This window comes from Pseudomonas sp. PS01270, from assembly GCF_029959775.1.
GTDB lineage: Bacteria > Pseudomonadota > Gammaproteobacteria > Pseudomonadales > Pseudomonadaceae > Aquipseudomonas > Aquipseudomonas atacamensis.
The window spans coordinates 1-10,959 of record NZ_JASCPT010000150.1 but is presented as its reverse complement, the minus strand read 5'-3'; the positions used below and the strand labels follow the sequence as shown (position 1 = coordinate 10,959).

General features: G+C 60.3%; 10 protein-coding genes. 3 read left to right on the top strand and 7 right to left on the bottom strand.

All coding sequences use genetic code 11. The features are described 5' to 3' along the window. Positions 1–87: 87 nt before the first annotated feature. From QMX86_RS25065 to QMX86_RS25050, 4 genes are all read right to left on the bottom strand, one after another. Positions 88–1,041, bottom strand: a complete 954-nt coding sequence (locus tag QMX86_RS25065) for a hypothetical protein (protein ID WP_282390419.1) — start codon at positions 1,039–1,041, stop codon at positions 88–90. A 17-nt stretch (positions 1,042–1,058) separates the two neighbouring features. After that, complete coding sequence (locus QMX86_RS25060) at positions 1,059–2,774, bottom strand: proline--tRNA ligase (protein ID WP_024011894.1); 1,716 nt, start codon at positions 2,772–2,774, stop codon at positions 1,059–1,061. A 129-nt stretch (positions 2,775–2,903) separates the two neighbouring features. Beyond that, on the bottom strand, positions 2,904–4,463 hold the full coding sequence (locus QMX86_RS25055) for an AmpG family muropeptide MFS transporter (protein ID WP_122505741.1): 1,560 nt from the start codon (positions 4,461–4,463) through the stop codon (positions 2,904–2,906). Between the two features lie 43 nt (positions 4,464–4,506). Beyond that, entirely contained in the window at positions 4,507–4,860 is a 354-nt protein-coding gene (locus QMX86_RS25050; RefSeq protein ID WP_071174585.1) for an MGMT family protein, read from the bottom strand. 165 nt (positions 4,861–5,025) lie between these two features. Here QMX86_RS25050 and QMX86_RS25045 point away from each other — a divergent pair, with 165 nt between their 5' ends. Then, complete coding sequence (locus QMX86_RS25045; RefSeq protein WP_024011896.1) at positions 5,026–6,033, top strand: DUF481 domain-containing protein; 1,008 nt, start codon at positions 5,026–5,028, stop codon at positions 6,031–6,033. 117 nt (positions 6,034–6,150) lie between these two features. Here QMX86_RS25045 and QMX86_RS25040 read toward each other — a convergent pair whose 3' ends face one another. After that, complete coding sequence (locus QMX86_RS25040) at positions 6,151–6,360, bottom strand: cold-shock protein (RefSeq protein WP_002554837.1); 210 nt, start codon at positions 6,358–6,360, stop codon at positions 6,151–6,153. A 354-nt stretch (positions 6,361–6,714) separates the two neighbouring features. Here QMX86_RS25040 and dcd point away from each other — a divergent pair, with 354 nt between their 5' ends. Then, positions 6,715–7,281 (top strand): dCTP deaminase, encoded by a 567-nt coding sequence (gene dcd / locus QMX86_RS25035; RefSeq protein WP_007940589.1) that lies wholly within the window; start codon positions 6,715–6,717, stop codon positions 7,279–7,281. 107 nt (positions 7,282–7,388) lie between these two features. After that, on the top strand, positions 7,389–7,598 hold the full coding sequence (locus QMX86_RS25030) for a hypothetical protein (RefSeq protein WP_071174586.1): 210 nt from the start codon (positions 7,389–7,391) through the stop codon (positions 7,596–7,598). 44 nt (positions 7,599–7,642) lie between these two features. Here QMX86_RS25030 and pdeM read toward each other — a convergent pair whose 3' ends face one another. Next, a complete protein-coding gene (gene pdeM / locus QMX86_RS25025; protein ID WP_282386999.1) occupies positions 7,643–8,299 on the bottom strand; it encodes a ligase-associated DNA damage response endonuclease PdeM in 657 nt (218 codons plus the stop codon). Continuing rightward, on the bottom strand, positions 8,293–10,782 hold the full coding sequence (locus tag QMX86_RS25020) for a ligase-associated DNA damage response DEXH box helicase (RefSeq protein ID WP_282386992.1): 2,490 nt from the start codon (positions 10,780–10,782) through the stop codon (positions 8,293–8,295). Before QMX86_RS25020 ends, pdeM begins: the two co-directional genes overlap by 7 nt. Between the last annotated feature and the right edge of the window lie 177 nt (positions 10,783–10,959).

The window sequence follows — 10,959 nt, the reverse complement described above, 5'->3', positions numbered from 1 at the left end:
CTCCCACATTGATCGATGGTGAAACACATATTGTGTGAACACCCATAAACCCTGTGGGAGCGGGCTTGCCCGCGATGCCTTTAGCTTTTAATTCGGTCCCGGATCAGCCACTAAACGCCCGGCATCCTTGGCTAGAGACTTGAGAAACTCCGTCTGCAACTCAGGATCATTGCGGGTCAGTTCGATCAGACTCTGCTCCAGTTCGCTGGCTTCTTCTTCCAGGCCCAGCTCCGACAGGCGTTTGACCCGGTGTACCCACTGGCTCACCTCGTCATCTTCCAGGTCGTCATAAATCAGCCCGTGCGCCTCGATCAACTTGCCGCGCAGGTGGCCGCTGAGCATCAGGGTCGAGTCGGTATGTACGTCGTCCTTGGCGTCTTCGACACTGATCTGCAAGCGGCCAACATGGTTGAGGTCATGTTCGGCGAAAGGGCTATCGAGCAGATTCAAGCGCAGCACGCCGTTGCGGTCGGTGGTCATGTCGAATGTCTGCTTGCCGGCCTTGACCTGCACCGGTCGTTCGCTCCACGGCAGGCTCGAATACTCCGTGCGCTTGTCGCGCTGGACTTCGTCGATGCCCGCGAGGTTCTGCTGCGCGCGACCATTGGACTGCACGTTCATGAACGGGTTGAGCCCGGCAAAACCGTAGCTCAGCCAATCCTTGGTGATGCTGTCCGGCAGGTTGCCGAGGGCAAACACGTTGACCACGTTCGCACCGACACCACCGGCCACGGCCACCGCTCCCAGCGGAATCTCGTAGACTTCGCGCCAGGGTTGGTAAGGCGTGTAGCGGTCGTAACGACGGGTGACCTCGAACTCGGTGACTTCGAAAGTCTTCTGCTCGTTGATCTTCACGCGTCGCTGCGGCAGCTCGAGCACCTTGGGCTCGCCGACATCGATCTGCAGGCTGTGATCGAGCAGTTTTCGCTCGACCCGCTCTTCGTGCTCGCTGCGTTGCGACATGTGATTGGCGCAGCCGCTGACCAGCAGGGCGCCGCACAGGGCGGCGCCACCGAGGCCTAAGGTGTTTCGCTTGAACATGACGTCTCTATCTGGTTTCAGCGGCGGATACGGGCCTGAAGGAAGGACACAACATCGGCCACCGGCAGTGCTTGCGCCTCTGCTTCGGAACGACTCTTGTATTCCAGGTTGCCTTCGGCGAGGCCGCGGTCGCTGACCACGATCCTGTGTGGAATGCCGATCAGCTCCATGTCTGCAAACTTGATGCCCGGGCTGGTTTTCTTGTCGCGATCGTCCAGCAGCACTTCGAAGCCGGCCGCCGTCAGTTCGGCGTACAGCTTGTCGGTGGCTTCGCGCACCTGCTCGGTTTCATAGCGCAGCGGTACCAGCGCGATCTGGAATGGCGCCAGGGTGTCGCTCCAGATGATGCCGTTGGCGTCGTTGTTCTGCTCGATGGCAGCGGCGACCACGCGCGATACGCCGATGCCGTAGCAACCCATTTCCAGGGTCACCGGCTTGCCGTTTTCGCCCAGCACTTCGCACTTCATCGCCTTGCTGTACTTGTTGCCCAGCTGGAAGATGTGGCCGACTTCGATGCCGCGCTTGATTTCCAGCGTGCCTTTGCCGTCCGGGCTTGGGTCGCCGGCGACGACGTTGCGCAGGTCGGCAACGGTCGGAACCGGCAGATCACGCTCCCAGTTCACGCCGAAGTAGTGCTTGTCGTCGATGTTCGCGCCAATGCCGAAATCGCTCATCATCGCCACCGAGCGGTCGATGATGATCGGCAGTGGCAGGTTCAGCGGGCCGAGCGAACCAGCGCCGGCGCCGATCGCGTCACGCAGTTCGGCATCGGAGGCCATCACCAGCGGGCTGGCCACGCCAGGCTGGTTGGCAGCCTTGATTTCGTTCAGTTCGTGGTCGCCACGAATCACCAGCGCGATCAGCTTGCCTTCTTCTTCGGCGTGCACGATCAGGGTCTTGATGGTCTTTTCAATCGGCAGATTGAATTTTTCCACCAGAGCGGCGATGGTTTTGGTGTCTGGTGTATCGACCAGACGCAGTTCTTCGGTTGGCGCAGGGCGCGAGGTTTCCCGTGGCACCGCTTCGGCTTTTTCGATGTTCGCCGCGTAGTCGGAACCGTTGCTGAAGACGATATCGTCTTCGCCGGACTCGGCCAGCACGTGGAATTCGTGGGAGCCGGCGCCGCCGATGGAGCCGTTGTCGGCTTCTACCGGGCGGAATTTCAGACCCAGACGCGTGAAGATGTTGCAGTAGGCTTCATGCATGCGGTCATAAGTGATCTGCAGCGACGCCTGATCGGCGTGGAAGGAGTAGGCGTCCTTCATGATGAATTCGCGGCCGCGCATCAAACCGAAGCGTGGGCGGATTTCGTCGCGGAATTTGGTCTGGATCTGGTACAGGTTGATTGGCAGCTGTTTGTAGCTGCTCAACTCGTTGCGCATCAGATCGGTGATCACTTCTTCGTGGGTCGGGCCCGCGCAGAAGTCACGACCGTGGCGGTCTTTGATGCGCAGCAGCTCAGGGCCGTATTCTTCCCAGCGCCCCGATTCCTGCCACAGCTCGGCCGGTTGGGTGCTCGGCATCAACACTTCCAGAGAACCGGCAGCGTTCATCTCTTCGCGAACGATGGCTTCGACCTTGCGCATGACCCGCAGGCCCATCGGCAGCCAGGTGTACAGGCCCGAGGCAAGCTTGCGGATCATGCCGGCGCGCAGCATCAGCTGGTGGCTGATCACGACCGCGTCGGAAGGCGTTTCTTTCTGTGTGGCGAGCAAAAATTGACTGGTGCGCATGGTTGGCCGTTGTCGGTTGCTATGACTGGAAATGACGGAGCAGTGTACCGGCGAGTTTTGCTGACGTACAGAAGTGTGGCCGGCGGAAGGCGCCAGCGGCGGGATTCCTCCCGCCATTGGCGAAGCGTCCTACGATTCTTCGGTGACGGGCGTCGGTGCAGGCTCGGGCGTCGGTGTCTGCCCTTCGCGGCGGCGTTCCTGGAACCAGTGCAGCGCGATCAGTAGCAGCGTCGGTACGCCGAGCAGGGCGGTAATGAGGAAGAAGCTGTGATAACCGAACTTCTCGACCAGCACGCCGGAATAGCCGCCCATCAGGCGCGGCAGCAGCAACATGATCGAGCTGAGCAGGGCATATTGCGTAGCGGAAAACTTCAGGTTGGTCAGGCTCGACAGGTAGGCAACGAACGCCGACGTCGCCAGGCCCGAACTGAAGTTGTCGAGGGAAATGGTCACCACCAGCATCTGCAGGTTCGGGCCCATGTCCGCGAGCATGACGAACAACAGGTTGGTCGCCGCCGAAGACACACCACCGATAAACAGGATCGGCAGAATGCCGAAACGCACGATCAACAGGCCACCCATGCCGGCACCGACGAGGGTCATGATCAGGCCGAAAATCTTGCTGACACTGGCTATCTGATCCTTGGTGAAACCCTGGTCAATGTAGAACACGTTGGCCATCACGCCCATTACCGTGTCCGACATGCGATAGGTCGCGATCAGGCCCAGCAGTAACAGCGCCTGCCAGCGATAACGCAGGATGAAGTCATTCACCGGCGTGAGTACCGGCGCGAGTCCGCGCCGGCCCATGGCCGACAGACACATGCCGGTGAGCAATATATAGAGGATGGCGCGCAGAAAGGCGCGGTCTTCAAGCAGCAGATCGAGCGGGCTCATGTCACCGAACAGCACGCCAGCGAAATCGGTGTTGTACAGCTGGGTGAACATCGCCGGCACGGAAACCAGCAGAACGATCAGCACGAACACCGACATCAATTGATGCATGAACGTGTAGCGCCCGGCCTGCAACTGCGTGCGCAGCGGCACCGGTGGTTCGCGCATGAACAGCGTGGTCAGCAGCGCGGGCACCATCAATGCGCCAAACAGTACATAGGTGCCGGTCCATGCCGCGTGCTTATAGTTGAAGCCGGTTGAGCCGAAACCTTCGGCGAAGAACAGCGCGCCGGCGGTGGCGAGCAGGGCGGCAACGCGGTAGCCGGACATATAGCTGGCGGCGAGCGCGGCCTGGCGGCTGTCATCGGCGATTTCCAGGCGATAGGCGTCGACCGCAATATCTTGCGTGGCCGAGGCGAAGGCGACGACGACGGCAATGGCGATCAGCCAGGACAAATGCTTCTGCGGATCACAGAAACCCATGCCGATCAGGCCGAGAATCACCAGTGCCTGGGAGAGCACCAGCCAGGAGCGGCGACGGCCGAGTTTGCCCAGCAAGGGCAGGCGCCATTGGTCGAGCAGGGGCGACCAGACCCATTTGAACGCGTACGCCAGGCCGATCAGGCTGGCATAGCCAATGGTTTCACGGGCCACGCCTGCTTCACGCAGCCATACGGAAAGCGTCGAGAACACCAGCATGTACGGCAGGCCGGCGGCAAAACCGAGCAACAACAGCACGAGCGTCGAAGGACTGGCATAGGCGGCGAGCGCGGCGCGCCAGGTTTTACGGGGCATGGGCTGAAGTCTGCCTCAAAATTGCGAAAACAAAGCGCGCACTCTAACCGCTGTGCTCTACCGGACGCCAGCCATGGCGCCGAATATCCACACGATTGTTCTGGACGGTGATGCCTTCCATGCGCAATCGCGCGCGCTGCTCGTCACCGGAAGGGCTGCCGACCGGCAGACTGATGCGCCCGCCGGCGCCGAGTACGCGGTGCCAGGGCAGCCTGGTGTCGCCGGGCAACTGGCTCAAAGTCCGCCCGACCCAGCGCGCGGCGCGGCCAAGCCCGGCAAGTTCGGCCAACTGGCCATAACTGACGACTTTGCCTTCGGGCACTTGCGCGAGCGTCGAGTAGAGTGCCGTGCGTCGGATTTGCGCATCGTTTTCAACGCTGTCGAGCGGGTCTTTCACGTACGCGGCTCCTGAGCATTGGCGTGACGATGGCGACAAGGGTAATCGCTCGTGGCGCAGTTGAGAAATGAACTCAATTGAAATAGTCCGGTCAGTCCTTGTCATGGGCAAAATCCTACGGATAATGCCGACCTTTTTCGCCAACTCTGAGCCCCCGATCTGCTTATGTTCCCCAGAACCCTGTTGTGCCTTGCTGTTTTCAGCGCGTCCACGCCCCTGCTTGCCGACACCGTCTGGTTGAAAAACGGCGACAAGCTGAGTGGCACTATCACGGTATTCGATGGCGGCAAGCTGTTGATCCAGACCAAATACGCCGGCGCAGTGGCGATTGACTGGAAAGAGGTCAAGACCCTCGACAGCGATCAGCATCTGCTGGTGAAGCAGGACGCCTATGCCGGTGAAGTATCGAAGTCGCTGACGGCGGCCGACGATGGCAAGGTCACCCTGGCCAACGGCGAGGCGCCGAAGACGGTCGAGCTGGCGAGCATTCAGCAGATCCTCAAGCCCAAGCCGATCGTCACCGACCTGGTATGGAAGGGCAACGTCGATCTGGCGCTGGACTATCAGCGCGCCGAAAAGGACACCGACGATTACGACGTTGCCTTCAAGACTTCGGCTCGCCATGGTCGCTGGCGGCATACCGGCGAGGGTGAGTACAACCGCGAAGTCCAGGATGCGGAAACCACCACCAACAACTGGCGCGCCGAATACTCCCTCGACCGCTTCCTCACCGATCAGTGGTTCTGGCAGGGACGCATCAACTACAAGCGTGATCACATCGAAGAGCTGGCGCGTCAGCGCGTGGTCGGTACCGGTCCGGGCTACCAGTTCTGGGACGACGAACTCGGCGCGTTCTCGCTGGGCTCGTTGCTCAACCGCACCGACTATGAATACCGCGATGGCAGCAAGGACAACTTCTATTCCGTCGCGATGAAGTGGGACTACAACCGCTATCTGATCGGCAAGAAGGTCGAGTTCTTCACCAATGGCGAAGTCGGCAAGCCGCTGTCGGGCGTTGCCGATTACGCACTGGATGCCGAGCTGGGCCTGCGCTACAAGGTCACCGACTGGGCCTCGCTCAACCTCAAGGCCGAGCGCGACATCATCAGCGGCACCAACGATGCGGATCTGAACAAGACCCGTTATACCGCAGGGTTTGGTGTGGCCTGGTAAAAGCACAAACGAAAAATCGCAGCCTTTCGGGCTGCGATTTTTTTGCCTGAACAAAACAGGCGCCCACAAAAAAGCCCCGCTTCTAAGGGCGGGGCTCTTTTCTAAAGAAGCTACAAGTTAGATAACTTGTACTTCTTCAGCTTGCATGCCTTTCTGACCGCGGGTAGCGATGAAAGAAACCTGTTGGCCTTCTTTCAGGCTTTTGAAGCCGTCGGATTGGATAGCTTTGAAGTGAACGAACAGGTCGTCACCGGATTGTGGAGTGATGAAGCCGAAGCCTTTTTCATCGTTGAACCACTTAACGGTACCGGTTTGGCGATTAGACATGGTGTAACTCCTTGAACAAAGATAACTGCGACTCAGGAAGAACCCTGGCCGAGACTGAGTGCAAAGAGCAGGAAAAATTCTTGTAGATGGTTGGATCGAAATTCAACATATCGTGTAGAGATTCTCAGTGACACAAGCAACACAGTGACGCCACCTTAACCCTTTTTCCGGAACGTGCCAATGTTTCTTGCAAAGGATTCTGTATTTTAGGGATCGGCGGTGCGACGGTTCGTCGCCACATCGCGTAAATACGGGGTGTTCGCCGAGAATTGCGTTGCGCACTTTGATCGCGGCGACGCGCCCGGTAAGATGCCGGACAGAATTTTCCACCTCGCTATTCAGGACAAACCCGCCATGAGCATCAAATCGGACAAGTGGATTCGCCGCATGGCGCAGGAACACGGCATGATCGAACCGTTCGTCGAGCGCCAGATGCGCGGCAGCGACGACAGCCGGGTGATTTCCTACGGCGTGTCGAGCTACGGCTACGACGTGCGTTGCACCAACCACTTCAAGGTGTTCACCAACATCAACTCGGCCATTGTTGACCCGAAGAACTTCGACGCCGGCAGCTTCGTCGACATCCACAGCGACGTCTGCATCATTCCGCCGAACTCCTTCGCCCTGGCCAGCACCGTCGAGTACTTCCGCATTCCGCGCAACGTGCTGACCATCTGCCTGGGTAAAAGCACCTACGCGCGCTGCGGCATCATCGTCAACGTCACTCCGCTCGAGCCTGAGTGGGAAGGTCATGTGACGCTGGAGTTCTCGAACACCACCAATCTGCCGGCGAAAATCTACGCCAACGAAGGCGTGGCGCAAATGCTCTTCCTCGAATCCGATGAAGAATGTGAAGTTTCCTACAAGGATCGTGGCGGCAAATATCAGGGCCAGCGTGGTGTGACGTTGCCGCGTACCTGATCGACCATCCGACGGATGTCGGGAATTCTTTGGCGGGCAGACACTCTATGGGGTGTACTGCCCGTTTTTGTTACACACAAATTCGGGCCTTCACTGAGGAGTGCCCTATGAAGATCGACCCGCGAATCAGCGCTGAACTGGCAAGGCTTGAGCCCAATCAGATAGGCATTCTGGCTTGGTCGTTATTGGCGCATCCGTCTTTGAGCCTGTCCGGCGGCGTGCCCGGCCAGCCCGATCCCGATACTCCCAATGAACAACCGACCGAACCAGGCGAACCGACCCTGCCGGACGAGCCGCCTCCGGCGCCTGTTGCCTGACCGACTGTCATGAATATGGCCCGTCAGCCTGATCGATTTGCGATCTAGCTGACGGGCCATATTTCGTTGTCGCCGATCACGAAGACCTTGCAACTGTCGTCGCGCTCGACCTGATAGCCGCCGGTAAACGCACCGAATGCCGGCATCAGGCTGATGCGCTCACCGAGTCTGAAACAAGCCAGGCGCAGACTCTGCCGACCTTTGCCGTGCAGCCGATAAACCGGGTGCACGTGGCCGGCGAGCACGTGCCGTTCCGGATGCGCATCGGGCTCGTGTTGTAAGGCGAACGGCCCGAGTAACAGCGGCTCTGGCACTATGCGGATATTCAGCGATGCTGGTGGGTCGCCCGCGCGTTTGTCATGGTTGCCGCGAATCAGCGTCATCGGCAGATCAGCGTGGCGCGCTCGCCACTCTGCCAGCGCATTCAGTGTGGTCGGGACATGTGAGCCAGGCCCATGCAGGAAATCCCCGAGAAAAATCAACTGGCGACACGGCAGCCGTGCCAGCAATGCGTCGATCACCTCGATGTTGCTCGCCGTCGTGCCATGCGGCACCGGCTGGCCGAGGCTGCGATAGGCCGCCGCCTTACCGAAATGCACATCGGCGATCAGCAATGCTTCCTGCGCTGGCCAGTACAGGGCTTTCTCCGGCAGCAGCCACAACTCCTCACCGGCCAAACGCACCGGGTAGGCACTCACGATGATTTTCCGTTATCAGCGGTTTTTTCCAGGTCACCGACCATTCTTCTGATCCTGTCAGCCAGTTTTTCCGAACTCATGCTCTCGCGCATCCGCTCCACCAGCAGTGGAAAGCCCAGCGGTGTAGGACGTTTAACCTGATGCACGTCCAGTTTCATCTGATTGATCCGCTCCAATGTCTGTTCCAGACGGCGAATATCCAGCTCTTCGCGTAGGACTTCTTCCCCGGCCTGGGCCAGCAGCAGGTTGTCGGCGTCATATTGTTTGAACACCTGGAAGAACAAGCCACTCGACGCCTGCACCTGGCGGGTGCTTTTCGGTGCGCCCGGATACCCGGCGAACACCAGCCCGGCGATCCGCGCGATTTCGCGGAAGCGGCGCAACGCCAGTTCACCGGCATTGAGACTGGCGAGCACATCCAGCAACAGGTCATCGGCGTTGAACAGGTGAGCGTCGAGATGCGTGGCCCAATCCACCGGCGTGGCGCTGAGCAGCTCCAGGCCGTAGTCATTCACGGCAATCGAGAAGGTCACCGGTTGCCGCTGACTGACGCGCCACGCCAACAGGCTCGCCAGTCCCAGATGCACTTGGCGCCCGGCGAACGGATAGAGGAAAAGATGCCAGCCTTCGCGGGATTTCAGTACCTCGGCCAGCAGATTTTCCGTGGTGGGCAAGCCGGACCAGCGTATCTGCGTCTCCAGCAGCGGCCGCAGCGCGTGCATTTCCGGGCCGTTGAATTGACCTTGAGCAGCGGCGCTGAAGCGCGTCACCACTGCTTCGGCAAGTTCGTTGGATAACGGCATGCGCCCGCCATTCCAGCGCGGCACGGCGGCTTTTTTTGCGGTGCTGCGTTTGACGTAGGCGGTCATGTTTTCCACCCGCACCAGTTCCAGCAGGCGCCCGGCGAAGAGGAAACCATCGCCGGGTTTCAGTCGCGCGATAAAGCCTTCCTCGACGCTGCCCAGTTGTTTGCCGCCGCCGCCCTTGCTCCAGAATTTCAGGTTGATGCTCGCGTCGCTGACGATGGTGCCGATGCTCATGCGATGGCGCCGCGCCAGACGCGCATCCGGCACACGCCAGACGCCGTGTTCGTCCGGCTCGACCCGGCGGTAATCCGGATACGCTGTAAGAGACATCCCGCCATGGCGTACGAACGCCAGCGCCCAGGCCCAGTCTGCCGCTGTCAGGTCACGATAAGCCCAGGCACCACGGACTTCTTCGTACAAGTCTTCAGGAATAAACCCACCGCCAAGGGCCATGCTGACCAAATGCTGGACCAGCACATCCAGCGGCTTGTGCGGTGACAGACGCGGCTCGATGCGCCGCTGTTCGACGGCGTCGCGTGCGGCAACCGCTTCGATCAGTTCAAGACTGTGGGTCGGCACCAGCGTCACCCGCGAGGTGCGCCCGGGTGCGTGACCGGAACGTCCGGCACGTTGCATCAAACGCGCGACGCCTTTGGCCGAGCCGATCTGCAGCACGCGCTCGACCGGGAGGAAATCCACTCCCAAGTCCAGGCTCGAGGTGCACACCACCGCTTTCAATTGGCCATTCTTCAGCGCCTGCTCGACCCAGTCGCGGGTATCGCGTGACAGTGAGCTGTGGTGCAGCGCGATCAACCCGGCCCAGTCCGGCCGCGCTTCCAGCAGCGCCTGATACCAGATCTCCGATTGCGCGCGGGTGTTGGTGAACACCAGGCTGCTGGCACAGTCGTCGAGCTCGGCCACCACTTGCGGCAGCATCTTCAGACCGATGTGGCCGGCCCAGGGAAAACGCTCGATGGCCGGTGGCAGCAGGGTGTCGACCTGCAGGGTTTTTTCGCTTTTGCCTTGAACACTGACGCCGCCGCCCTGTGGGATCAGCACTTGCTCGGCGTGGGATTGATTACCGAGGGTGGCGGATACGCCCCAGATGATCAGTTCCGGCTGCCAATGACGCAGGCGGGCAAGGGCCAGTTGCAGTTGCACGCCGCGTTTGTTGCCGAGCAATTCGTGCCATTCATCGACGACGATCATGCGCAGGCTCGACAACGCCGTGCGCGCATCGGCGCGGGCGAGCAACAGAGTCAGGCTTTCCGGGGTGGTAATCAGCGTCGTCGGCAAGCGCCGGCCCTGACGAGCGCGTTCGCTGCTGCTGGTGTCGCCGGTGCGCAGGCCGATGCTCCACGGAATCTGTAAATCATCCACCGGGATTTGCAGCGCGCGGGCGGTATCGGCGGCGAGGGCGCGCATCGGCGTGATCCACAGCACCGTCAGCGGTTCGGCCGGCGGTTTGCGTTTGCGCGGTGTAGCCACGGGCGGTTGCAGGCGGGCGAAGCGGTTGAGCGCAGCAAACCATACCGCATAAGTTTTGCCGGCGCCGGTGCTGGCGTGGAGCAATCCGGACTCGCCGTTTTTCACCGCCGCCCACACCAGTTTCTGAAAGGCGAACGGCTTCCAGTCGCGGGCGCTGAACCAGATTTTTGCAAAGTCGCGGGATTTCGCCATGCCGGCTGCGTGCGCTCTGGAGGTGTTGTTTCAGAGACAGCGAAGCGGGGCGACAAGTTTAACTTTGTCGGTCGGTGGATTCCCCCTGTGGGAGCGAGCCTGCTCGCGAATGCGATGTCACATTCAACATTGATGTCGACTGATAAACCGCTTTCGCGAGCAGGCTCGCTCCCACAC

Bases quoted from the DNA above. Each gene is read 5' to 3' on its own strand.
- QMX86_RS25065 (WP_282390419.1), bottom strand. From the start codon at position 1,041: ATGTTCAAGCGAAACACCTTAGGCCTCGGTGGCGCCGCCCTGTGCGGC.
- QMX86_RS25060 (WP_024011894.1), bottom strand. From the start codon at position 2,774: ATGCGCACCAGTCAATTTTTGCTCGCCACACAGAAAGAAACGCCTTCC.
- QMX86_RS25055 (WP_122505741.1), bottom strand. From the start codon at position 4,463: ATGCCCCGTAAAACCTGGCGCGCCGCGCTCGCCGCCTATGCCAGTCCT.
- QMX86_RS25045 (WP_024011896.1), top strand. From the start codon at position 5,026: ATGTTCCCCAGAACCCTGTTGTGCCTTGCTGTTTTCAGCGCGTCCACG.
- QMX86_RS25040 (WP_002554837.1), bottom strand. From the start codon at position 6,360: ATGTCTAATCGCCAAACCGGTACCGTTAAGTGGTTCAACGATGAAAAA.
- dcd (WP_007940589.1), top strand. From the start codon at position 6,715: ATGAGCATCAAATCGGACAAGTGGATTCGCCGCATGGCGCAGGAACAC.
- QMX86_RS25030 (WP_071174586.1), top strand. From the start codon at position 7,389: ATGAAGATCGACCCGCGAATCAGCGCTGAACTGGCAAGGCTTGAGCCC.
- QMX86_RS25020 (WP_282386992.1), bottom strand. From the start codon at position 10,782: ATGGCGAAATCCCGCGACTTTGCAAAAATCTGGTTCAGCGCCCGCGAC.